The sequence below is a fragment of the [Clostridium] colinum genome (assembly GCF_940677205.1).
Lineage (GTDB): Bacteria > Bacillota > Clostridia > Lachnospirales > CAG-274 > Tyzzerella > Tyzzerella colina.
On record NZ_OW712331.1, the window covers coordinates 39,084 to 62,901 of the forward strand.

Annotated in this window: 22 protein-coding genes; 12 read left to right on the forward strand and 10 right to left on the reverse strand. The window is 26.0% G+C overall.

The window, feature by feature from the left end; translation table 11 throughout:
• Nucleotides 1-36: 36 nt before the first annotated feature.
• Nucleotides 37-978, reverse strand: coding sequence for a glycosyltransferase family 2 protein (locus tag NBW53_RS00185; RefSeq protein ID WP_250278128.1), 942 nt, complete (start codon nt 976-978; stop codon nt 37-39).
• A gap of 148 nt (nt 979-1,126) precedes the next feature.
• Between NBW53_RS00185 and NBW53_RS00190 the strand changes: the two genes are divergently transcribed.
• From NBW53_RS00190 to NBW53_RS10045, 7 genes are all read left to right on the forward strand, one after another.
• The gene (locus NBW53_RS00190) at nt 1,127-1,675 is read left to right on the forward strand and encodes a chromate transporter (RefSeq protein WP_250278129.1); all 549 of its coding nucleotides are present in this window, start codon (nt 1,127-1,129) and stop codon (nt 1,673-1,675) included.
• Entirely contained in the window at nt 1,672-2,205 is a 534-nt protein-coding gene (locus tag NBW53_RS00195; protein WP_250278130.1) for a chromate transporter, read from the forward strand. Before NBW53_RS00190 ends, NBW53_RS00195 begins: the two co-directional genes overlap by 4 nt.
• Before the next feature lie 16 nt (nt 2,206-2,221).
• Complete coding sequence (locus NBW53_RS00200) at nt 2,222-3,490, forward strand: aminotransferase class I/II-fold pyridoxal phosphate-dependent enzyme (protein ID WP_250278131.1); 1,269 nt, start codon at nt 2,222-2,224, stop codon at nt 3,488-3,490.
• A gap of 43 nt (nt 3,491-3,533) precedes the next feature.
• On the forward strand, nt 3,534-4,271 hold the full coding sequence (locus NBW53_RS00205) for a TraX family protein (protein ID WP_250278132.1): 738 nt from the start codon (nt 3,534-3,536) through the stop codon (nt 4,269-4,271).
• Nucleotides 4,272-4,289: 18 nt separating this feature from the next.
• On the forward strand, nt 4,290-5,489 hold the full coding sequence (locus tag NBW53_RS00210) for an LL-diaminopimelate aminotransferase (protein ID WP_250278133.1): 1,200 nt from the start codon (nt 4,290-4,292) through the stop codon (nt 5,487-5,489).
• 9 nt (nt 5,490-5,498) lie between these two features.
• Complete coding sequence (locus NBW53_RS00215; protein ID WP_250278134.1) at nt 5,499-5,897, forward strand: DUF1284 domain-containing protein; 399 nt, start codon at nt 5,499-5,501, stop codon at nt 5,895-5,897.
• 397 nt (nt 5,898-6,294) lie between these two features.
• Nucleotides 6,295-6,426: a hypothetical protein gene (locus NBW53_RS10045; protein WP_284345819.1), complete on the forward strand. Its 132-nt coding sequence runs from the start codon at nt 6,295-6,297 to the stop codon at nt 6,424-6,426.
• Between the two features lie 156 nt (nt 6,427-6,582).
• Here NBW53_RS10045 and NBW53_RS00220 read toward each other — a convergent pair whose 3' ends face one another.
• The 4 genes from NBW53_RS00220 to mltG all read right to left on the reverse strand — a co-directional run bounded on the left by NBW53_RS00220 (nt 6,583) and on the right by mltG (nt 10,643).
• Nucleotides 6,583-7,449, reverse strand: a complete 867-nt coding sequence (locus tag NBW53_RS00220; RefSeq protein ID WP_250278135.1) for an EamA family transporter — start codon at nt 7,447-7,449, stop codon at nt 6,583-6,585.
• 142 nt (nt 7,450-7,591) lie between these two features.
• Complete coding sequence (locus NBW53_RS00225; RefSeq protein WP_250278136.1) at nt 7,592-8,854, reverse strand: peptidase U32 family protein; 1,263 nt, start codon at nt 8,852-8,854, stop codon at nt 7,592-7,594.
• Nucleotides 8,835-9,521: an O-methyltransferase gene (locus NBW53_RS00230; protein ID WP_250278137.1), complete on the reverse strand. Its 687-nt coding sequence runs from the start codon at nt 9,519-9,521 to the stop codon at nt 8,835-8,837. The genes NBW53_RS00225 and NBW53_RS00230 overlap by 20 nt, the downstream gene beginning before the upstream one ends.
• A 12-nt stretch (nt 9,522-9,533) precedes the next feature.
• Complete coding sequence (gene mltG, locus NBW53_RS00235; protein WP_250278138.1) at nt 9,534-10,643, reverse strand: endolytic transglycosylase MltG; 1,110 nt, start codon at nt 10,641-10,643, stop codon at nt 9,534-9,536.
• 198 nt (nt 10,644-10,841) lie between these two features.
• Here mltG and NBW53_RS00240 point away from each other — a divergent pair, with 198 nt between their 5' ends.
• The 3 genes from NBW53_RS00240 (at nt 10,842) to truA (ending at nt 14,311) form a co-directional block, all read left to right on the forward strand.
• Nucleotides 10,842-12,602 carry an energy-coupling factor transporter ATPase gene (locus NBW53_RS00240; protein WP_250278139.1) on the forward strand — a complete coding sequence of 587 codons (1,761 nt, stop codon included), beginning with the start codon at nt 10,842-10,844 and terminating at the stop codon, nt 12,600-12,602.
• Between the two features lie 136 nt (nt 12,603-12,738).
• Nucleotides 12,739-13,542 (forward strand): energy-coupling factor transporter transmembrane component T family protein, encoded by an 804-nt coding sequence (locus tag NBW53_RS00245; protein WP_250278140.1) that lies wholly within the window; start codon nt 12,739-12,741, stop codon nt 13,540-13,542.
• Nucleotides 13,543-13,561: 19 nt separating this feature from the next.
• Entirely contained in the window at nt 13,562-14,311 is a 750-nt protein-coding gene (gene truA / locus NBW53_RS00250; protein ID WP_250278141.1) for a tRNA pseudouridine(38-40) synthase TruA, read from the forward strand.
• A gap of 183 nt (nt 14,312-14,494) precedes the next feature.
• On the opposite strand, the gene NBW53_RS00255 is transcribed toward truA, so the two are convergent.
• From NBW53_RS00255 to NBW53_RS00270, 4 genes are all read right to left on the reverse strand, one after another.
• Nucleotides 14,495-14,818, reverse strand: a complete 324-nt coding sequence (locus NBW53_RS00255) for a hypothetical protein (protein ID WP_250278142.1) — start codon at nt 14,816-14,818, stop codon at nt 14,495-14,497.
• Between the two features lie 40 nt (nt 14,819-14,858).
• Complete coding sequence (locus tag NBW53_RS00260) at nt 14,859-15,185, reverse strand: hypothetical protein (RefSeq protein WP_250278143.1); 327 nt, start codon at nt 15,183-15,185, stop codon at nt 14,859-14,861.
• Between the two features lie 100 nt (nt 15,186-15,285).
• Complete coding sequence (locus NBW53_RS00265) at nt 15,286-16,317, reverse strand: sensor histidine kinase (protein ID WP_250278144.1); 1,032 nt, start codon at nt 16,315-16,317, stop codon at nt 15,286-15,288.
• The gene (locus NBW53_RS00270) at nt 16,307-17,011 is read right to left on the reverse strand and encodes a response regulator transcription factor (protein WP_250278145.1); all 705 of its coding nucleotides are present in this window, start codon (nt 17,009-17,011) and stop codon (nt 16,307-16,309) included. Before NBW53_RS00270 ends, NBW53_RS00265 begins: the two co-directional genes overlap by 11 nt.
• A 185-nt stretch (nt 17,012-17,196) precedes the next feature.
• Between NBW53_RS00270 and pepF the strand changes: the two genes are divergently transcribed.
• A complete protein-coding gene (gene pepF / locus NBW53_RS00275) occupies nt 17,197-18,975 on the forward strand; it encodes an oligoendopeptidase F (RefSeq protein ID WP_250278146.1) in 1,779 nt (592 codons plus the stop codon).
• Nucleotides 18,976-18,988: 13 nt separating this feature from the next.
• Nucleotides 18,989-20,101, forward strand: a complete 1,113-nt coding sequence (locus NBW53_RS00280; RefSeq protein ID WP_250278147.1) for an aminopeptidase — start codon at nt 18,989-18,991, stop codon at nt 20,099-20,101.
• 220 nt (nt 20,102-20,321) lie between these two features.
• On the opposite strand, the gene mfd is transcribed toward NBW53_RS00280, so the two are convergent.
• Nucleotides 20,322-23,816 (reverse strand): transcription-repair coupling factor, encoded by a 3,495-nt coding sequence (mfd, locus tag NBW53_RS00285; RefSeq protein ID WP_250278148.1) that lies wholly within the window; start codon nt 23,814-23,816, stop codon nt 20,322-20,324.
• Nucleotides 23,817-23,818 lie beyond the last annotated feature (2 nt).

Below are 23,818 nucleotides of genomic sequence, written 5' to 3' on the forward strand. Positions count from 1 at the left end.
GTTGTAGACTTTGTCTACAACCTTTTTGTATAAATATTATTTTGATTTATCGTCAATATTAGTTTCTGTCGTTATATAGATAGGTCTTTTTTTAACTTCTAAATATATTTTACCTATATATTCACCTAATATGCCACAAGATAATATTATAATACCACCTATAAAAAGATTAATAGTTATAATAGAGGCATAACCTGCTACATCGATACCAAATATTAATGTTTTTAAAACTATATATATTAAATATAGAAAAGAAGAACAAGAGATAAAAAAGCCTAATATAGAAGCTATTTTTAATGGAAATGTAGAAAAAGCAGTTATACCATCTATAGCATAAGAAAATAGCTTAAAAAAGTTCCATTTGCTAACACCACCAGCGCGTTCTACATTTTCAAACTTTATCCATTTTGTATTAAATCCAACCCAACTAAATATACCTTTAGAAAAACGTTGTACCTCGCTAAGAGCAAGAATAGCATTAACCATTTTTCTAGTCATAAGCCTAAAATCTCCAGCACCATTTGGCATATTAACTTCAGATATTTTATTTGTTATTTTATAAAATTTATTTGTAAAAAATGTTCTAATTTTTCCGTCACCTTTTCTATCTGCACGGTATCCACCACAACAGTCGTAACCTTCTTCTATATATTTTATCATTTCAGGTATCATAGACGGTGGATTTTGCATATCTGAGTCCATTATTAAAACCATATCTGATGTAGATTGTTTAAGCCCAGCATACATAGCAGATTCTTTACCAAAATTTCTAGAAAAGGATATATATTTTACTTTTTTATCATTTTTAGCAAGAGTTTTTAATATTTTAAGAGTATCGTCGTAGCTACCATCATCTACAAAAATGTATGTAAAATCATAGTTAGGTAAATCTAAAATAATTTTTTCAACGCTATTATAAAATATATTTAAAACTTGGCTTTCGTTATAACACGGAACAACAATATCTATACTTTTCATTTTTTCACCTTCGTTAAAATTTATATAAAGTATTATATATTATAACACAAAAAAAACTTTTTAAAAACTATTATTTACAAAAAATTTTATAGTAAAAATAAATAAAATAATATATAATAAATAAAGATAAAAATATAAGGAGGATAAAATGAAAATATTATTTGAGCTTTTTATTATATTTTTTAAGATAGGGGCTTTAACATTTGGTGGTGGTATAGCAATGTTACCTATGTTACAAAGAGAGCTTGTAGATAACAAAAAATGGGTAACAGAGGAAGAACTTATGGATTATTATTCTATAGGGCAATGTACTCCAGGTATAATAGCTATAAATACTGCTACTTTTGTAGGATATAAAATAAAAGGCAAAATAGGAGCAATATTTTCTACTTTTGGAATTGTTTGTCCTTCTCTTATAATAATTATGTGTATAGCAGGGTTTATAAAAAATTTTTTGCATATACAATGGGTAAAATATGTATTTGCAGGTATAAAAATAGCTGTAGCAGGCCTTGTGTTAGATGCTTTTATTAGTTTTTTAAAGAAAAATGTTAAAAGTAAAATTTCATTTTTATTATTTGTTTTAGCTTTTTTATTAAACTTTACATTAAAATTATCTCCAGTATATATTATTTTTGCTTGTATTATATTTAGTGTATTTTTAACAAAGTATAATATAAAGGAGGGTAAAAAATGATATATTTACATCTTTTTATAGAGTTTTTTAAAATTGGGCTTTTTTCTGTTGGTGGTGGGCTTGCTACATTACCATTTTTAAATAAATTAATAGATACTAGAAATTGGTATAGCGTATCTGAGCTTACTAATATGCTTGCAATTTCAGAATCTACCCCAGGTCCTATTGGAGTTAATATGGCAACGTATGTTGGCTTTCACACAGGTAATATATTAGGAGGGCTTGTAGCAACATTTGCACTTGTTTTACCTTCTTATATAATAATTATTATAATATCAAAATTTTTAACAAAATTTAAAAATAGTCCTTATGTTATTAATACATTTGATATTATAAGACCAGTTGTTACAGGACTTATAGGAGTATCTTTTATAACTATTTTTAATACGGCTATTTTTTCATTTGGATTTGATATAAAAAAGATAATAATATTTTTATTTATATTATTTTTTATTTTAAAATATAAAAAACATCCTATTGTTTATATAGGGCTTGGTGCAATATTAGGTGTTATATTTAAGCTAAGTTAGAAAGGAGTTTATAATAATGTTTAATAATTTATCAAAAGAGGAACTTTTACAACAAAAACAAGATTTACAAAAACAATACGATAAATATTTAATAGAAAAATTAGATTTAAATATATCTAGAGGTAAACCTTGTAAAGAACAATTAGATTTATCAAATGATATGCTAAATATAAATAACTATTTGTCTAAAGATAATATAGATTTAAGAAATTATGGACTAATAGATGGAATAGAAGAGGCTAAAGAGCTTTTTTCAGATATATTAGATATAGATAAAAACAATATAATAATAGGTGGCAACTCTACTTTAAATATGATATATGATGCTATAACAAGGTTATATATATTTGGATATATGGATAATATACCGTGGGGTAAGTTAGAAAAAGTAAAATTTTTATGTCCCGTACCAGGATATGATAGACATTTTGATATATTAGAAAAATTTGGGTTTGAAATGATAAATATACCTATAACAGAAGATGGCATAGATATGGATATGGTAGAAAAGCTTTGTAAAGAAGATGAAAACATAAAAGGTATTATATGTGTACCGTTATATTCTAACCCAACAGGAACTTGTTATAGCCAAGAAACAATAGAAAGACTTGCCAAAATGGAGACAAAAGCAAAAGATTTTAAAATATTTTGGGATAATGCATATGCAATACATTATGTTTATGAAAAAATTGAAATTTATAATATTTTTAAAGCCTGCGAAAAATATAATACACAAGACCGTATTTTATACTTTTTTTCTACGTCTAAAATAAACTTTCCAGGTGGTGGCATATCTTTATTAGCTGGTAGCGATAACACTATAAAAGATACATTAAATCATATGTCTAAACAAACAATAGGATATGATAAAATAAATCAATTAAGAACAGTTATGTTTTTAAAAGATAAAGAAAATACATTAAAACTTATGGAGGCTCACGCTAATATTTTAAGACCTAAATTTGATATAGTTTTAAATACACTAGAAAAAAACTTTAATAATAACCCTATTTTAAAATGGGAAAAACCAAAAGGCGGATATTTTATATCGGTAGATACTAGGGAAGGGCTTGCTAAAAATGTTGTATCTATGTGCAAAAAAGTAGGGTTAGTTTTAACAGATGCAGGGAGTACATATCCTAAAAAGATAGACCCTAAAGATACAAACATAAGAATAGCACCATCTTTTGCTGACAAAGATGAGCTACAAAAGGCAATGGGTATATTTTGTCTTTGTGTAAAGATAGCTACAATAGATAAAATATTACTATCAAATAACTTGTAAAAATTTATATTTATGTTATAATTTATAAGAAAATGTTTAAGGAGTGATAGTTATTAAAAGGCTTAATGCATTTCAAATAAAGATAGCATTAATAATTTTAATGTTATTAGATCATATTTGGTTTTCTTTTCCTAATATGTTGCCAACTTGGATACATGGTATTACAAGATGTGTTGCTCCTATGTTTGGATATTTTTTAATTGAAGGATTTTATTATACAAAAAATAGATTTAAGTATGGTTTAAGATTATTTTTATGGTCTATATTTATGTTTTTAGGAAATATTATAATAAATATTATATTTATTGATAAAATGATTACAGTACACAATAATATATTTTTTACTTTATTTATTAGTTTTATAATTATATTGTTATTTGATTATATAAAAAGAGTTAAAAATATAAAAAAATTTATTTTAATATTTATAAATATATTTTTTACTATATTTGGTATGATATTTACAGAAGGTGGAATTTGTTTAATACCATTTATAATAATAACTTATTTCTTTAAACAAAATTTTAAAAAGTTATTTGTAGGATATATTATTTTATCCATAATACTATTTACACAAAGTTTTTATATTTATCCAACATTTAAAGAAACATTTGATATGCTTATGTTTAATTCAGATTTTTTATTTATTCTAGTGATACCATTTATATTAATTTATAATGGAGAAAGAGGTTTAAATAACAAATTTAGTAAATATTTATTTTATGTATTTTATCCACTACATTTATGGATATTAGCTTTAATTGAATTTTTAGTTAAATAAATATAGGGAGTGATTTTAATGCCAAAATTAAACGAAAATTATTTAAATTTAAAAGAAAGTTATCTCTTTTCAGACATAGCTAAAAGGGTAGCTAAATTTACAGAAGAAAACCCAGACAAAAAAGTTATACGTCTTGGTATAGGAGATGTTACAAAACCTCTTAACAAAACGGTTATAGAAAATTTACATATAGCAGTAGATGAAATGGCAGATGAAAAAACATTTAAAGGATATGGACCAGAGCAAGGCTATGATTTTTTAAGAAATTCTATAAAAAATTATTATGAAAGAAAGGGCGTATCTTTAGAAACAACAGAAATATTTGTGTCAGACGGAGCTAAATCAGACACAGGAAATATAACAGACCTTTTTTCTGTTGACAATGTTGTTATGATACCAGACCCAGTTTATCCAGTATATGTAGATACAAATATTATGAACGGTAGAGAAATTGTTTATATAGATGCAAATAAAGAAAACAATTTTTTACCTTTACCAGATAAATCTAAAAAAGCCGATTTAATATATATTTGTTCTCCTAACAATCCAACAGGGGCTTGCTATAACAGAGAACAGTTAAAAATGTGGGTAGACTATGCGTTAGAAAATGAAGCAATTATATTATTTGATAGTGCATATGAATGTTTTATATCAGATGATAGCTTACCTACTACTATATTTGAGATAGAAGGAGCTAGAAAATGTGCTATCGAGTTTTGTTCTTTATCTAAAACAGCAGGATTTACAGGTACTAGATGTGGATATACTATTGTGCCAAAAGATATTGTTATAAAAAGCTCTAAAGGTATTGATATGAGCTTAAATCAAATGTGGAATAGACGTCAGACTACAAAATTTAATGGTGTTCCTTATATTATTCAAAAAGGCGCAGATTCTGTATTTTCAGAAGAAGGTATGAAAATGTCTAAAGAAACAATAAATTATTATAAAGAAAATGCCAAAATAATAGCAGATACTATGGAACAATGCAAAATTAACTATTATGGAGGTATAAACTCGCCTTATATTTGGTTTGAATGTCCAAACAATATGGGGTCTTGGGAATTTTTTGATAAAATGTTAAATGAAATAGCAGTAGTAGGTACTCCAGGGGTTGGTTTTGGCAAAAATGGAGACGGATATTTTAGACTTTCATCTTTTGGCAGTAGAGAGGCTACTATTGAGGCTATGGATAGATTTAAAACTTTATTTAAATAGGATAAATATATGATTTATTTAAGACCACACCATATTTTATGTATACAACAGTTTAAAGGGTATGGATATAATGATATATTTGTTGAAAATATGTTTAATATTTTAAATATGCTAGATAAAGACAAAATTGTAATAAAAGAAGATTTTGACGATATATGCAAAAAATGTCCTAACTTAGTAAACAATATATGTATATCCGATAATGAGATAAATTTATTAGACAGCAAAGTTATACAGTTGTTAAATATTGAGATAAATAAACCTATTTATTTTAACGATTTAAAACTGTATTTAAAGGAAAATTTGACAGAAGAAATATTTTATAATATATGCAGTTGCTGTAGCTGGTATAAAAAAAGTTTTTGCAGTTTTAATAATTTTAATTTTGAGGTAGATTATAATGGATAATAGTTAGAATGTAGAAAATACAAAGATAAATTTATATTTAATAGATGGTAAAGAAAAACTAAGAATAAATGATGTTGAACATAATTTATCAGACTTTAAAAAAATAGAAATAGAAGAAAAATATAAGATAAACGTACCATCTGCTAAATATGAAATTCCTATTGGTGAAAAAATATATCATTTATATGTAGAAGGCGATAAATATCATTTATTATATGAAGGTAAAGATGTAAAAACAAATAAATATGTAAATATATCTAATAGAAAACCTAAATGGAGATTTTTAGTTTATATAGCACAACTTATAACTTATCTTATAACTGTTAGTCTTTCAGAGATTTATATAGAAAATATAACTAATTCAGAAATACGCTCTTCAAGTATACTTACAGTTCTTATGATTTTTGGAACAAGCTATATATTTAAAAGAGGAGATTTAAAAACAGGACAAAAACTAATAAGAGCATTTTTTGTTACAATAGGTTGTATACTTTTAGCATTAATACAAATATATCTTTTAGTTTTATAGTATAAAAAAGAGATAGTGTTGATATTAATATAAATTTATAATACTAAAATATTTTATATATTTTACATATAGTTTATTTAAAGAGAAAATTTTATATTTTGAAAGATTCTAGACTTTGTCTATAAAAAAGGTAATAGTTAAATACTATTACCTTTTTTAGCTATAAAATGTAATTAATAATGTGCCAATAATTATAAATATTAGGCCCCAAATAGATTTTCTATTTAATTTTTCCTTAAAAATAATAAATGAAAGAACAATAGATACTAATATACTAAGTTTATCTATAGGCACAACAACACTAACTATGCCATTTTGTATAGCATAATAATAGCAAAGCCAAGAAATACCAGTAGATAAACCAGATAAAATTATAAATATCATTTCTTTTTTATCAATATTTTTTAAATATTTAATTTTTTTATTATATATTAAAACTATAAAAGCCATTATAAGAACAAAAAAAGTTCTTATAGCTGTAGCTAAATTAGACTCTATATTTGATATACCAATTTTGGCAAATATAGATGTTAGGCTAGCAAAAATAGCCGATAATATGGCATATAATATCCAAGTATTTTTTATAGAATTATTATGTATATTTTTCTTTTCTATCATCATAAAAGTTCCTAAGCCTATTAATAAAGTAGAAAATATTTTAATAAAAATATTTTCATTTTCTTTAAGTATTAAAATAGCAAATAAAACTGTTAAAATTATGCTAGATTTATCTATAACTACAACTTTATTTACATCTCCAATAGATAATGCTTTAAAATAACAAAGCCAAGAAACACCAGTAGATAAGCCAGATAATATAAGAAATAAAAAAGATTTTTTATCAATGTATAAAAAAGACTTAAATGAGCCAACTATAAAAACTATAAGCCAAGAAAAAGCTAAAATTACAATAGTTCTTATAAAAGTTGCTACATCAGAATCTGTTTTTTTTATACCACATTTGGCTAAAATAGCTGTAAGGCCAGCAAATATAGCAGATAAAATTGCCATAATAATCCACATAAAAATTACTCCTAAATAATAGTTTAATAAATAATCAACCGTTAAAGGTTGGCTATTTAATGAGGGTGTAGACAAAGTCTACACCCTTTAAAAAAATAAAAAAATTACTAATAAAGTATTTTTTTTACAGTTTAATTTACTTTTAAATATCTTCAGGTAAAACAGGGTTGTCGCTTTCTTTTCTCATCATATCAAATACGGATACTGGATTATTTACTTTTAATTTAATAATCTGTTGAGGATGAGGAGCTTCTTCTAATCTATTACCGTCCATATCATACATTTCTTCAACTTTTTGACTAAAGTTTTTACCTTTTGTTGTTAAAAACTCTATTTCTTCACCTACAACAAATTTGTTTCTTTGTTCTATAATAGCAAAGCCTGTTTCATTGTCATATTCTTTTACAATACCTATAAAATCATAAGTTCTAACATAAGAATTAGATGTATATACTTGTGCATCTTCTTTTGGTTTATCAAAGAAAAAGCCAGTTGTATAGCCACGATAGCTAGATTTTTTTACTTCTTCAAGATAATAATCTTTTTTGCTTTCATATAAAGCAGGGTCATTTAAATAGTCATCTATTGCCTCTCTATATGCTTTTATAACAGAGCCTACATAATAAGCAGTTTTTACTCTACCTTCTATCTTAAAGCTAAAAACACCACTTTCTATAAGTTCTGGTATATATTGTATCATACATAAGTCTTTAGAATTAAAGATATAAGTACCTCTTTCATCTTCTTCTATTGGATAATATTCGCCTGGTCTAGTTTCTTCTACGATTTTATATTTCCAACGACAAGACTGGGCACAAGCACCACGGTTTGCATCTCTGTTTGTAAAATAGTTGCTAAGGAGACATCTACCAGAATAAGCCATACACATAGCACCGTGAACAAAAGCCTCTATTTCTATATCTTCTACATTATCAGACAAAGCTTTTATCTCTCTAAAAGACATTTCACGAGCCATAACTACTCTTGTAGCGCCAAGGCTTTTCCAAAATTTAGCCGTTTGATAATTAGTAGTGTTTGCTTGTGTGCTTATATGCACTTCCATGTTAGGAACGGCTTCTCTAACGATAGAAAATACCCCAGGGTCTGCCACAATAACCCCGTCTACATTTATTTCTTCTAAGCTTTTTAAATAATTTACAAGTTTTTCATTATTAATATCAGAATTATGAGCAAAAATATTACAAGTTACATAAACTTTAGCATTATGGCTATGAGCAAACTTTACTCCCTCTGCCATTTCTTCTATTGTAAAATTTTTAGCTTTAGCCCTTAGCCCAAAAGCATTTCCTCCTAAATATACTGCGTCGGCACCATATAGTATAGCTACTTTAAGCTTTTCTAAATCACCGGCGGGAGCTAAAAGCTCAACTTTCTTTTTGTTCATTTATAATCAACCCTTCTATATTTTTAGTTTTATAACAAATAGCAACACCATCTCCTATTGTTAAAATAGAGGTGTCTAGTCCATCATTATGAGTTATTTCCCATAAAAAGTCATTTAATCTATAATGTATGGTGCGTTGTCTTTTAACTATTTCTTCTTTTTGTTTTGCAACATCACCATTTTGTAAAATATCATCTGCAATAATAATACCACCAACTTTTAATAGACGATAAACATCTGTCAATATGTTAATATATTGGCCTTTTCCTGCGTCCATAAATATAACATCAAATTCATCATTTAATGTTTTTAACACTTGGTTGGCATCTCCTTCTATAAGTTCTATTTTGTCTTGTAGGCCAAGAGATTTTATGTTAGTCTTAGCTTTTTCTATCATAACAGGATATCTTTCTATTGTCGTAATTTTTCCATCTTCTTGTAAAAATTGAGACATAAAGCTAGATGAAAAACCAACGGCACAGCCTATCTCTAATATTTTTTTAGGCTTTTTTATAGAAAGTAAAACAGATATAAGTCTTACAACATCATTAGGTATAATAGGTACACCTTCTTCATAAGATTTTTGTTGAAGTTTGCCAAGCTCTCCACTTACTTTGGGCATAAGATTGTTAAGATAAACATCTAAGTTGTTATCTATTAAAGCCATAAAAATTCTCCTTTAATCAAATTTTTTTACATATTCATCTTTTGCTTTTAAAAACTCGTTATAATTTGAGGTAAAAAAGTGCTTTCCGGTTGTGTCATCTTTTACAACGTAATATAAATAATCTGTGTTTGCAGGGTTTAAAACTGCTTTTATTGTGTCTATGCTAGGATTAGATATAGGCCCTATAGGTAAGCCTTCTACATAATATGTGTTGTAAGGAGACTCTATTTTTGTATCAGATATAAGAGTTCTATCACTATGCTTATTTTTAGCATATAAAACAGTTGAGTCCATTTGTAGCTTAATACTTTTTTTTAGTCTATTGTAAACAACAGAGGCAACAATGTTTTTTTCAGGGCTATATTTTACTTCACGTTCTACAATAGATGCAATAGTAATAATTTCATCTGTTGTAAAGCCCATATCGCTAGCTTTTTTTGCCATATCTTCAGTATAAAGCTCATCAAATCTTGATAGAAGTTTATTTATAATAGTCTCAGCAGTTTCATTTTCTGATAGATAGTAGGTATCTGGATATAGATAACCTTCTAATTTATTTTTTCTTTCAGGATTATTTTGTAAACCTTTTAAAAAATCATAATCAAAATTAATATTGTTACAAGCATTCATAAAATCTTTATAAGATACAATACCTTTTTCATCAAGAGTTTTAGCTATATCTTCTTGTGTTTGACCTTCTTTTACTAATAGCTTTAGTTGTGTATCTTTATTTGGATTTTGTAAAGTATCTATTATTTGGTTATAGTCCATATCTGTATTAAAAGTAAAATCACCAGCTTTAAAGCTTTCGATAACACCGTCATTTTTAGCTTTTAAATAAAATAAGAAACTATTGTCTATAATTTCTGATTCTTTTAAAACAGACATTATTTCTTTAGGGCTAGTTCCCATTTTTATAGATACTGTTACATAATGTGGCACAGTATAACCACTGCTATGTTTTATACCACCTTTTTGGTACAAAGAATAAAACTTATAAGATGATATACCTATAAATGTAAAAAATATTAATATTACACATAAAACAATTATAGGTGTTTTTTTAACTTTTCTTTTTTTATTACCTTTATTTTTAACCTTGTGTTTTTTTGGGTTATTCATATGTTTACCTCACTAATAATAAGACATAAATATATAAAATTTTTATATACAAAATAGATTTTAACATAGGATATTTATTATATCAAGTATTTTTAATAATTCCTATTTCTTTAATAAGAATTTTAATAATTTCTTGTTTTTTATATCTTATATGATATAATGTTATAGAAAAATATTTCAAGAATAGGAGGGTTATTTATGAAGTTTTTACAGATTAAAAACCTATCTTTTAACTATGTTTCTAACAATGAAGAAACAGGAGAAAAAATAAGTTATAAAGCAATAGATAACGTTAGTTTGGACATAGAGCAGGGTAGCTTTGTTGCTATACTTGGGCATAATGGCTCGGGTAAGTCTACTTTAGCAAAGCATCTAAGCGGTATATTAAAAGGTTCAGACGGAGAAGTTTTAGTAGATGGGTTATCTACAACAGATGAAAAAAACATATGGCAAATAAGAAAGACAGTAGGGACAGTTTTTCAAAATCCAGATAATCAACTTGTAGCCACTATTGTAGAAGATGATATTGCCTTTGGGCCAGAAAATTTAGGTATTGAAAGAGAAGAAATAAAAAAACGTGTAGATTTTAGCTTAAAAGCAGTTAATATGGAGGATTTTAGACATAGTACAACTTCAAATTTATCTGGTGGACAAAAGCAACGTGTAGCAATAGCTGGTATACTTGCTATGCAACCAAAATGTATAGTTTTGGACGAGCCTACGGCTATGCTAGACCCACGTGGAAGAAAAGAAGTAATAGAAACTATAAAAAAACTTAATAAAGAAAAAGGTATAACAATAATATTAATAACACATTATATGGAAGAAGTAATAGATTCGGACAGGCTTATAGTTATGGAAAAAGGTAAAATAGTTTTAGATGATATACCTTTAAATGTTTTTAAAAATGTAGAAAAAATAAGGGAGTTAAAACTAGATGTGCCAGAGGCTATAGATATAGCATATAACCTTAACAAACAAGGATATAACATACCTTTAGATAGTTTGTCTATAAAAGGATTGGCAGATAGACTTATAAAAATAGGATTTAATAACAAAACTTATGAAGACACAAAAAATATAGATAATAATGTAAATAAAGATGAGGAAATAATAAAATTAGAAAATATAAAACATATATATTCTCAAAATACTGTTTTTGAAAAAATAGCACTAGATAATATAAATATTAAAATAAATAAAGGTGATTTTTTAGGTATAATAGGGCATACAGGGTCTGGAAAATCTACTCTTATACAAATTTTTAATGCTCTTATTAAGCCAACTTTTGGAAATGTATATATAAATCGAGAAGAAATATATATAAATAAAAAACAATTAAAAGATATAAGGCAAAAAGTTGGGGTTGTATTTCAATATCCAGAATATCAACTTTTTGAAGAAACAGTGTATAAAGATGTATCCTTTGCTCCTACTAATATGGGGCTAGATAAAGAAGAAATAGATAAAAGGGTAAAAGAGGCACTAGATACGGTGTTTATAGATGAAAGCTATTATAACAAATCTCCTTTTGAGCTATCGGGCGGAGAAAAAAGAAGGGTAGCCATAGCAGGCATACTTGCTATGAAACCAGATGTTTTAGTTTTTGATGAGCTAACAGCAGGGCTAGACCCTTATGGTAGAGAAGAAATGTTATCTCAAATAAAATATATGCAACAAAGGCTAGACACAACAATAGTTTTAGTATCACATAGTATGGATGATGTATCTAAAACTTGTAATAAAGTTTTTGTTTTAAACAAAGGAAATATAGTTTTAAATGATGTTGTAAATAAAGTTTTTGAAAATGGCAAAATGTTAGAAGAAATAGGACTAGACATACCAAAATGTAGTAAACTATTTCATATTTTAAATGAAAATGGTCACAATTTTAATACAAATATTTATACTATAGATGAATGTGTACAAATATTAAATAAATCTTTAAATAAATGTTGATAACTATGTTAAAAACAGTAAAATATTTAAACAAATTGTCAACAATAGCCGAGAAATACTATAATTTAAACAAAATGTTAATATGTTGATAAATTGTTTAAAACTTTGTCCACTTTATGAAAGGAGAGTATATATTATGAACAATTCTTTAGGACAGTTTTATCCTACAGGTTCGGTTATACACAATTTAGATGCTAGGGTAAAAATTATACTAACTTTTAGCTTTTTAATGTTTATTTTTATATCTAAAAGTTTTATAGGTAATTTTGTATCTTTAATATTTTTATTATTAGTTATATATTTATCTAAAATACCTATGAAAGTTATTTTAAAAAGTTTTAAAGGTATTATGTTTTTATTGTTGTTTACTTTAGTAACAAATATATTTTTTAATCAAACAGGAGAAGTTTTATTTAAGCTAGGGTTTATAAAAATAACAACAGGAGGGCTTTTATATTCGGGGCGTATGATTTTTAGGCTTTCTATACTTATAGTAGCATCCTCTATGCTAACATTTACAACAAATACATTAGATTTTGCAGATGGGTTAGAATCATTGTTAAAGCCTCTTAAAAAAATAAAGTTTCCTTCTCACGAAATATCAATGATTATAACTATTGCGCTTAGGTTTATACCAACTATATTAGAAGAATTAGAAAAAATAAAAAAAGCACAAATGTCTAGAGGAGTAGATTTTGAAACAGGTGGAATAATTAAAAAAGTTAAAAATTTTGTACCTATATTAATACCTCTTTTTATATCATCTTTTAAAAGGGCAGATGATTTGGCAATGGCTATGGAATGTAGGTGTTATAGAGGTGATATAAATAGGACAAGACTAAAAGTTTTAAAAACATCTAAAAATGATTATATAGCTATTGGTTGTTTAGCTTTTTATTTATTAATTATTGTTTTAATAAGATTTACTATTGAATCATAAAAAATTTTAGAGGTATAATATGGAAAATAAAAATATTTTATTAACAGTTGCTTATGATGGTACAAATTATTTTGGTTGGCAAAAGCAAGATAATGTAAAAACTATACAAGGTGAGCTAGAAAAAGCCTTGTCAAAACTTTTTAAACAAAAAATAGATATAAGAGGAGCAAGCCGAACAGACACAGGAGTTCACTCCTTGTGTCAGCTTGCTTTGTTAAAGCATAAAACAACTATTCCGATAGATAGGATACCACTTGCTATAAACTCTTTTTTAGATACAAAAGAAATAATAATAACAAACGCTATGTATGTAGATGAAAGTTTTCACCCTCAAAATAGTGTATATAAAAAAACATATCAATATAAAATATATAACGCAAATTTTTTAAACCCCTTGTTAAGAAACTATACAGAATTTGTACATAAACCTTTAAACATAGAAAAAATGAAGCAAGCTACAAAATATTTTTTAGGAAGACACGATTTTAAAGCTTTTTGTGCAACAGGGAGTACGGCAAAAACAACAGAGAGGACAATATATTATTTAGATATAATAAAAGAAGATAATATTATAACAATAGAAATAACAGGTAATGGATTTTTATATAATATGGTTAGAATAATAGCCGGAACGCTTATAGATGTAGGGCTTGACAAAAAACAACCAGAAGATATAGAGCATATAATATTATCTAAAGATAGACAAAAATCAGGAAAAACGGCATCTGCTAGCGGGCTTACATTATATAAAGTATATTTTGATAATTAAAAAAGGCTAAAGAGTTTATCTTTAGCCTTAGGTTGTAGACTTTGTCTACAACATTTCAAAAAAATAACAAGATTATTTTTTTGCGGTATTGTATGAAAAAAAGCTGATTTCTTCGTATAATGGATAAAGCCTTTAGAAATCTAGCTTTTTATACAATATATAAAAAATTATTCTAAATGTTTGTTAAATAAAACTAAAAAACTTTAATATTGCAACAATAATAGCTACTGTAACTAAAATATAAGCTATTTTATCTTTAGATTTATATTTTAAATAAACAGCTAATAAAGGTAATAATGTAACAAAAATTAATAAACCCTTTCCTATTAAATCATTAGTAGGTAAGCTAAAAATACCATTAATAGATAACACTAGTGTAAATACAGATAAAAAGTAAAAAGCAATATTTTTAATTTTATCATTTTTAGATAAAAATAAGAAAGATAAACCTACAATAGTTAAAATAATTGTTGTATAAATCATAATTCCTAAAACACCAATTGCCATAAAAATCACTCCTTGACTAAATATTTATTAATTTTTTAATTTAAATAAAAGAAAATAGTTTTAATATACCTAAAACTATAGATATTACTACTAATATATAGGATATATTAGAGTTCGTAAGTTTTATATTTATAACAATAGCTATTGCACCTAACAAACCAAATAGTAAAGAAATTACTTGTTCTAATACAAAATTTGTAGGAACGCTAGTAGCGGATAATATTGATATAATCATTGATAAAATAGCTAATATATAAAATATTATGTTTTTAAATTTTTTATTTTTAGATAAAAATAAAAATATTGTTCCTAATCCACTTATTACAACTAAGCTTATAAATAATATTAATAAAACACCTAAAGCCATAAAAATCACTCCTTTGTTTTATTTGTTTCTTTTGTTTATATATATAATTTAACATATAATTATAAAGAAAATAATAATAAAATTCTAAAGAATTCTAAATTTAATTTATAGTGTTAAGAGTTATTTCTATTTTAAATATATTATTTTTTTTATTAATATTAACTTGACCATTGTAGTTAGCTACTATGTTTTTAATGTTGTTTAACCCTATTTTATGACTTTCCCTATTATCTATATTTAAATTGATGCTATTTTCTTGTATTATAATTAATTTTTGATTTTTATGAATAATTGTTAAATTTACATCTTTTTTAGGGTCGGCATATTTTTCTATATTAGATGCTATATTGTCAAATATACGCCTTAAATCATCTATTTTAAATATACATTTAAATTGGTTACAGTTAGATAAGTCTATTTTACAATTAAACTTATCTTCTAAAATTTCTTCCCATTCAAAACATAATTGTTTAATAAATAAATTACCGTTTTCTATTATTTTTGAAGGTTCATTTTCCTTGCCTAACAATTTATCTGTAAGAGTTTTTATTTGTTCGGCTTTAGATATTATAAGGTTAATATAATTATCAAAATCATCTTTATTTAAATTTTCTTTAGTTTTTATATAGTCAGAATAAGCTAAAATAGAGGCAAGGGGAGTTCTTATATCGTGAGATAAGGAGCGTATCATATTTTCTCGTTCTTCTTTTAAGTCTTTTTCGTGTTTTAATAATTCTTTTTGGGACAAAGATAAAAAGTTTATGCTTTCTGCTAGTTCTGTTAGTTCATTGTTACCTTCTACATTAATTATAAAATCCATATTGTTTTGCTTTAAATATTTTACACTGTTTATTATATAAACAATATAAGATATTTTTTCTTCTAAAAAAAATAAAAATAAAGATAAAAAAACGATAACACCGCCAAAAAAACATATACTTTTTACCCATAAAGTAAATGTATCTTGTTGTAAAGAATTAAAAACAATATTATTTTTATATAAATAATTTTCGGTAATAGATAGAGAAGAAAAATATAAAAAATAAAATGAAAATATAGAAATAATAATACTAGCTAATAGCATTTCTAATATTTCTTTTAAAAGTTTGCTTTTAATACTTTTAATTAACATAATAACCCTTTCCCCAAGCAGTTTTTATATATTTAGGATTTTTAGAACTATCTCCTAGCTTTTTACGTAAATTTTTTATATGCACCATTATAGTGTTATCTCCTATGGCATCTTCTTCCCATATACTTTGGTAAATATTTTCTAAAGAATATATTTTTTTATGATTTGTAATAAAAAGCTCTAAAATTTTAAATTCTGTATAAGTTAAAACAATAACATTATCATCTTTTATAACAGATTGACTATCTAAATCTAATATTAAATCTTTAAATATAATTTTATTGTTAGACTTATTTTGTTCTATATTATTGTTATTATTATATTGTTTAGACCTTCTAATAAGAGCTTTAACTTTAAGCAAAATTTCCATATTAGAAAAAGGTTTTGTTATATAATCGTCTGCACCAACAGAAAATCCCATTACCTTATCCGACTCCCCAGTATAAGCCGTTAAAAATATAATAGGAGCAAAAAAATTTTTTCTTATTTCACTACTAGCTACAAATCCATTCATTATAGACATATTTACATCTAAAATATATAAATCTATATCATTGTTAGCAAGGCTAAGGGCTTCTTGTCCATTAGTTGCTAAAACTACGTCATAACCTTCACTTGTAAGTAGTATATTAAGTATGTCTCTTATATCTTTTTCATCATCTGCTATTAATATTTTATGTTTAATATTTTGCATAAATAAAATTTCCTTTCTATATGAATTATAGGACTATAAATATATTATATAAAATAATTATGTAAAATAAAAGATATTTATAGATAAGCATAATTTTAAATTTTATAAAAAGTTATTGCTTTTATGTATATATGTATTATAATGGATTTATAATATAATTACTTAATATAAAGGAGGCAACATAAATGGAACAATTAAAACAAAGAAGTGAAATTTCAGAACAGTTTAAATGGAAAATAGAAGATTTAGTATCGTCTGATAAAGTTTGGGAAGAAAGATTTGAAACTTTAAAGAAAGACCTTACTAAAATGGATAGATTTAAAAATAATATTAATATTGAAAATTTATATGATAGCCTTTCTTTAAGAGATAAATTATCTAATGAAACAATGGTTCTTTATGTATATGCTAATTTAAAGCAAAATGAAGATAGCACTAATAATTTTTATCAATCGTTATCTAGCAAGTCAGATAGCCTTATAAGTTTATATCAAAGTACGGTTGCATTTTTGGAGCCAGAGATTTTAACGCTAGATGAAGATAAACTTTTAAATGCAGTTTCAAATGGAGATTTAAAATTATATAATCATTATATAAAAAATTTACTTAGAACAAAAGCTCATATACTATCTACGGAAAAAGAAGAAATATTAGCTAATGTTTATGAGATAAGTCAATCGGCAGATAATATATTTTCTATGTTAAATAATGCAGATGCCGATTTTGGATATATAAAAGATGAAAACGGTAAAGAGATAAAAGTTACACACGGTAATTATTCTATGCTTTTAGAAAGCCCTAATAGAAATATTAGAGAACAAGCCTTTAAGGCGGTTTATAAGTTTTATTATAGTTTAAAAAATACAATAGCTACAACATATACATCTAGTGTAAAGGCAGATATTTTTAATGCTAAAGTAAGAAACTATGACTCTTCTATACACCACGCATTATCAGAAACAAATGTTTCTTTAGAAGTATATAAAAACCTTATAGCTACTGTTCATAAATTTTTACCAATTATGCATAAATATGTAGAGATTAGAAAAAAATGTTTAGGGCTTAAAGAAATACATTTTTATGATTTATATACGCCTATTGTTAAAGATGTAGATAAAAAAATAACTTTTGAAGAAGGTAAAAATATTACGTTAGAGGCCTTAAAACCTTTAGGTGAAGACTATATTAAAAATTTAAAAGAGGCTTTTGACAACCGTTGGATAGACATTTATGAAAATGTTGGCAAAAGAAGTGGAGCTTATGTATGGGGAGCTTATGGTTGCCACCCATTTGTGTCTTTAAACTATACAGATACATTAGACGATATGTTTACATTAGCACATGAGATGGGACACGCTATGCATAGCTACTATACAGGTACAAATCAACCATATATTTATGGAGATTATACTATATTTTTAGCAGAAGTAGCCTCTACTGTAAATGAAGCTTTATTAATGGAGCATTTATTAAAAACAACAAAGGATAATGATGAAAAACTTTACTTAATAAATCATTTTATGGAACAATTTAGAACAACTTTATTTAGACAAACTATGTTTGCAGAATTTGAAATGATTGTACACGAAAAAATGGAAAATGGCGAACCTCAAACATTTGAGAGTCTTTGTGAAATATATAAAGATTTAAACATAAAATATTATGGAAACGATATAGTAATAGATGAAGAAATAACTTGGGAATGGGCTAGAATACCTCATTTTTATTCAGCTTTTTATGTATATCAATATGCAACAGGATATTCTTGTGCAATAGCTTTTTCTAAAAAAATATTAGAAGAAAATGGAAAAGATGCTTATCTTGGATTTTTAAAAAGTGGGTCTTCAGATTATTCAACAGAAATACTAAAAAAAGCAGGCGTTGATATTACTAAAAAAGAACCTATAGAAGATGCTTTAAAAGTATTTGAAGACTTAGTTGCTCAAATGGAAAAAATATGTTAATAAGGAGGATAATATGGACGAAAGAATTAAAAAATTAGCTAAAAATTTAATAAATTATTCTTGTAATTTGAAAAAAGGCGAAAAAGTATTAATATCTAGTGGAGGCTTTTACGATATGCCTCTTGTTAAAGCATTAATAAAAGAGGCTTATAACGTAGGTGCAATACCTTTTGTAGAAATTAACCATAATAGTATACAAAGAGAACTTTTATTAAATACAAATGAAGAACAACTAAACCTTATGGCAGATATAGACGGCAAAAGAATGGAAGCTATGGATGCATATATTGGTATTGGGGCACAAGATAACAACAGTGAGCTTTCAGATGTACCTAGCCAAAATATGCAAATGTATTCAAATCTTTATAGTAAAAGAGTGCATCAAGAAATAAGGCTTAATAAAAAATGGGTTGTTTTAAGATATCCAACACCTAATATGGCTCAGTCTGCCGGTACAAGCTTAGAGGCTTTTGAAGAGTTTTATTTTAAAGTATGTAACCTTGATTATAGCAAAATGTCTAAGGCTATGGATAGTCTTGTTTCTTTAATGAATAAGACAGATAAAGTTCGTATTGTAGCTAAAGACACAGACATTAGTTTTTCTATAAAAAATATACCGTCTGTTAAATGTGCAGGAGAGATGAATATACCTGATGGAGAGGTTTATTCAGCACCAGTTAAAGATAGTGTAAATGGGTATATAACATATAACACTTCTTCAGAATATCAAGGGTTTACTTATGAAAATGTAAGGCTAGAGTTTGAAAATGGAAAAATAATAAAAGCTACTGCTAATGATACAGAACGTATAAATAAAGTATTTGATTCGGACGAAGGTGCTAGATATGTAGGAGAATTTGCAATAGGTGTAAATCCTTATATATTAAAGCCAATGAATAATATTTTGTTTGATGAAAAAATAATGGGTAGTATACATTTTACACCAGGAAATGCTTATGATGACGCAGACAATGGTAATAGAAGTAGTGTTCATTGGGATTTAGTTTTAATACAAACTAAAGAATATGGTGGTGGAGAAATATATTTTGATGATGTATTAATTAGAAAAGATGGATTATTTGTTATAGATGAGCTTAAATGTTTAAATCCAGAAAATTTAATATAGATATTTTCAAAAAAATAACAAAATTATTTTTTTGAGGTACTGTACGAAAAAAATCTGATTTCTTCGTACAAGGGCTAAAGCCCCTAAAAATCTAGCTTTTTATACAATGCGAGGCAAAGCCCTTCTTGCGATTAGAATTTTATGCAAAGCATAAAAATAAAAAAGTTACTGCTAAAAATATGAGGGTGTAGAGAAAGTCTACACCCTCATATTTTTAGTTTTATATTAAAAATAAAAATACATCTTTAAGATTATTTACAAAGTCTTCTTTATTATCTTTAATATTATATTGTAAAGTTCCATTAAAAGAAAAGTTTTTATTAGTTGTTAATAAATTTTTTAGCTTTTCTATATCTACTTTATTGTCATCATTAAACTTTATAGATATAGTGTTGCCACATTGAGATATTTTATTAACCCCTAAGTTGTTTGCATATGATTTCATTAAGGCAATATTTAAAAGATTTTGAACAGCCTTTGGTAAATTTCCAAATCTATCTTCTAGCTCGTCTTGAATATCAAAAAAGTTGGCTTCAGTTTTTATATTAGCTATTTTTTTATACATTTCTAATTTTTGTGTTTCATTTTCTATATAGCTATTAGATATATAGGCATTTATAGATATATCTACAAGAGTTTCAAATTCTTTAATTTCTTCACCTTTAAGCTCTCTTACACATTGGTCTAAAAGTTTACAATACATTTCATATCCTATAATATCCATATGTCCGTGTTGTTGAGACCCAAGAAGGTTGCCAGCACCTCTTATTTCTAAATCACGCATAGCGATTTTAAAACCAGAACCAAATTCTGTAAATTCTTTTATAGTTTGTAGCCTTTTTTCTGAAGTTTCTTGTAAAATTTTATCTTCTTTATACATAAGGTATGCAAAAGATGTTTTATTAGAACGTCCTACACGGCCTCTAAGCTGGTATAATTGGCTAAGCCCCATACGGTCGGCATTATTTATAATTATAGTATTTACATTTGATATATCAAGGCCAGTTTCTATAATAGTGGTACATACAAGAACGTTTATTTCATTTTTCATAAACCCTAACATAACTTTTTCAAGTTCACGTTCGCTCATCTGTCCGTGGGCAAATGAAACAACGGCATCTGGTACAAATGATTGAATTTTTTCAGTCTCTTCTTCTATATTATGTACTCTGTTATGAAGGTAATAAACTTGACCGCCTCTAGCAAGCTCACGGTTTATAGCATTTTTTATAGATTCTATGTCATATTCTAAAACGTATGTTTGAACGGGCATTCTTTCACGAGGAGGGTCTTCAAGTAAGCTCATATCTCTTATACCAGTCATACTCATATGAAGAGTACGAGGGATAGGCGTTGCCGATAATGTTAATACGTCTACATTATCTTTTAAAGCCTTTAATTTTTCTTTATGTCTTACACCAAATCGTTGTTCTTCATCTATTATAATAAGCCCTAAGTCTTTAAATTTTATATCTTTAGATAAAATTCTATGTGTACCAATTACAATATCAACATCACCAGTAGCAATACCTTTGATAGTTGCTTTTTGTTGGGCAGGAGTTCTAAACCGGCTAAGCATATCTACATTTATAGGATAGCGTTTCATTCTGTTTGAAAAAGTTTGATAATGTTGTTGTGCAAGAATTGTAGTAGGCACTAAAAATACAACTTGTTTTTTATCTTGCACAGCCTTAAAAGCCGCTCTTATAGCAACTTCAGTTTTTCCAAAACCAACATCACCGCATATAAGCCTATCCATTACTTTGTCGCTTTCCATATCGCTTTTAACATCTTGTATGGCGTTTAACTGGTCGTCTGTTTCTTCAAAAGGGAAACTATCTTCAAATTCGGTTTGCCATATGTTATCTTTAGAAAAAATAAATCCTTTGTTTTGTTGTCTTTTAGCATATAATTCTACTAAATCTTTAGCTAAAAATTCGATAGATTTTTTTGCTTTAGCTTTAGCAACACTCCATTGCTTGCCACCTAGTTTGTTTATTTTTGGTGTGGCAGACCCACCAGATACATATTTTTGTATCATATCAAGCTGGTTTACAGATACATATAATATACCATCATCTTCGTAGCCAAGCTTTAAATAGTCTTTACTAATACCATCGGTAACCATTTTTTCTATACCACAAAAAATAGCAATACCGTGGTTATCGTGTACTACATAATCACCTATTTTAAGGTCTGTAAAACTTTCTATTTTTGTACCTTTTTTTCGTTTAGTTGTTTTTTTCTTTTTCTTTTCTTCCCCAAAAAGCTCTTTAGCAGAAAATAATACAAACTTTTCTTTAGGATATTCAAAGCCTTTGTTTAAGCTACCTCTTACTATATATACAATACCTTTATGTATAGTATAGTTTGTTGATAGTTTTTCTTCATTTAAAAATATAGAGGTTATATTATTTTCATTAAATTCTTTTTCTAGTCGTTCACATCTAGTTGTACCACTAGCTAAAAATACTATTGTATAGTTAAGGTTTTTATAGCTTTTAAGCTCATCATATAAGCCCTCTAGACTATTTTTTTCAATAGGAGAATTTTTTACATCAAAATGTATAATTTGTTTTGGAGAAAAATCTTTTAATGTTTGCTCTATGTTTACTAATAATATTTTTTGAAAGTCTTTGCTAAAATTTAATATATCATCATAATCAAAAATCATTTGATTTTGACAAGGTAAAATTTCACCTTTTAATATACGACCTTTTAAACTATCTAAAAATTCATTTTTAGTAATATTAGCTTTTTCTCTTATGCGGTTTGGGCTATCAAAATAAATTATAGTATTTTTATCTAAATAGTCTAATAAGGTTGTATTATCTTCATAAAAAAATTGTATGTATTTATCTATGCCAGAAAATGTTTTTTGTGTTTTTAATTTTTCTATAACCTCTTGTGTATGAGATGTTAAATTTAATAATTCTTCATTTTTTTCATTTTCCTTAAAAATTTTTTTAGCTTTTTCAAATTCTGCTAATAGATTTTTTATTGCAATTTGTATATCATTTTCTTCATAAACAAGCTCACGCATAGGATATATAGTTATATTATCAATATTTTCTATAGACCTACCAGAAAATGAGTCTAAAAGCCTAATAGAGTCTATTTGGTCGTCCCAAAGCTCTATCCTAAATGCATTTTCCAATATAGGGCTAAAAATATCTATTATGCCACCTCTTACAGAAAATTGTCCTATACCTTCTACAAAACTAGTTTTTTCATAGCCCATAAAAACAAGCTTTTTAGATAAATCTTCAATATTTAACGTATCGCCTATTTTAAAATTTAAAATAAAGTTTTTAAATATGTCCTTTTTTACAAGTCTATCAAATAATGCATCTATGGATAAAACAATAACTATATTGTCGTTAGATAAAATATTTTTTATAACATCAAAACGATATTTTATAATATCACGGCTTTTTACATCAGCACTATAAAATACAACGTCTTTGCTAGGGTAGTAAAAAACTTTATCTTTAAAGAAAAATTTTAAATCATCATAGAAATTTTTAGCTATAAGTTCGTTTTCACAAATAATAAGGCTAGAATTATTAAAATTTTGAGCTATACTATAAATTATATGGCTTTTTTGTGAGTCTAAAAGGTTAGATAAAAGTAAAGGGTTTGTTTCATTTTTTAAACAGTCAAATATAGTATTAAAAGATTTATTTTCTTTTATTATATCGTTAAATAAATTCATAA

What these genes read in the sequence shown, in the direction of transcription:
- NBW53_RS10045 (WP_284345819.1), top strand. Translation starts at nt 6,295, where the DNA reads ATGATTTTTGGAACAAGCTATATATTTAAAAGAGGAGATTTAAAAACA.
- NBW53_RS00280 (WP_250278147.1), top strand. Translation starts at nt 18,989, where the DNA reads ATGGACGAAAGAATTAAAAAATTAGCTAAAAATTTAATAAATTATTCT.
- NBW53_RS00255 (WP_250278142.1), bottom strand. Translation starts at nt 14,818, where the DNA reads ATGGCAATTGGTGTTTTAGGAATTATGATTTATACAACAATTATTTTA.
- NBW53_RS00200 (WP_250278131.1), top strand. Translation starts at nt 2,222, where the DNA reads ATGTTTAATAATTTATCAAAAGAGGAACTTTTACAACAAAAACAAGAT.
- NBW53_RS00265 (WP_250278144.1), bottom strand. Translation starts at nt 16,317, where the DNA reads ATGTTAATTAAAAGTATTAAAAGCAAACTTTTAAAAGAAATATTAGAA.
- NBW53_RS00245 (WP_250278140.1), top strand. Translation starts at nt 12,739, where the DNA reads ATGAACAATTCTTTAGGACAGTTTTATCCTACAGGTTCGGTTATACAC.
- pepF (WP_250278146.1), top strand. Translation starts at nt 17,197, where the DNA reads ATGGAACAATTAAAACAAAGAAGTGAAATTTCAGAACAGTTTAAATGG.
- NBW53_RS00270 (WP_250278145.1), bottom strand. Translation starts at nt 17,011, where the DNA reads ATGCAAAATATTAAACATAAAATATTAATAGCAGATGATGAAAAAGAT.
- NBW53_RS00220 (WP_250278135.1), bottom strand. Translation starts at nt 7,449, where the DNA reads ATGTGGATTATTATGGCAATTTTATCTGCTATATTTGCTGGCCTTACA.
- NBW53_RS00210 (WP_250278133.1), top strand. Translation starts at nt 4,290, where the DNA reads ATGCCAAAATTAAACGAAAATTATTTAAATTTAAAAGAAAGTTATCTC.
- NBW53_RS00225 (WP_250278136.1), bottom strand. Translation starts at nt 8,854, where the DNA reads ATGAACAAAAAGAAAGTTGAGCTTTTAGCTCCCGCCGGTGATTTAGAA.
- NBW53_RS00240 (WP_250278139.1), top strand. Translation starts at nt 10,842, where the DNA reads ATGAAGTTTTTACAGATTAAAAACCTATCTTTTAACTATGTTTCTAAC.
- NBW53_RS00190 (WP_250278129.1), top strand. Translation starts at nt 1,127, where the DNA reads ATGAAAATATTATTTGAGCTTTTTATTATATTTTTTAAGATAGGGGCT.
- NBW53_RS00260 (WP_250278143.1), bottom strand. Translation starts at nt 15,185, where the DNA reads ATGGCTTTAGGTGTTTTATTAATATTATTTATAAGCTTAGTTGTAATA.
- NBW53_RS00230 (WP_250278137.1), bottom strand. Translation starts at nt 9,521, where the DNA reads ATGGCTTTAATAGATAACAACTTAGATGTTTATCTTAACAATCTTATG.
- truA (WP_250278141.1), top strand. Translation starts at nt 13,562, where the DNA reads ATGGAAAATAAAAATATTTTATTAACAGTTGCTTATGATGGTACAAAT.
- NBW53_RS00185 (WP_250278128.1), bottom strand. Translation starts at nt 978, where the DNA reads ATGAAAAGTATAGATATTGTTGTTCCGTGTTATAACGAAAGCCAAGTT.
- mltG (WP_250278138.1), bottom strand. Translation starts at nt 10,643, where the DNA reads ATGAATAACCCAAAAAAACACAAGGTTAAAAATAAAGGTAATAAAAAA.
- NBW53_RS00195 (WP_250278130.1), top strand. Translation starts at nt 1,672, where the DNA reads ATGATATATTTACATCTTTTTATAGAGTTTTTTAAAATTGGGCTTTTT.
- mfd (WP_250278148.1), bottom strand. Translation starts at nt 23,816, where the DNA reads ATGAATTTATTTAACGATATAATAAAAGAAAATAAATCTTTTAATACT.
- NBW53_RS00215 (WP_250278134.1), top strand. Translation starts at nt 5,499, where the DNA reads ATGATTTATTTAAGACCACACCATATTTTATGTATACAACAGTTTAAA.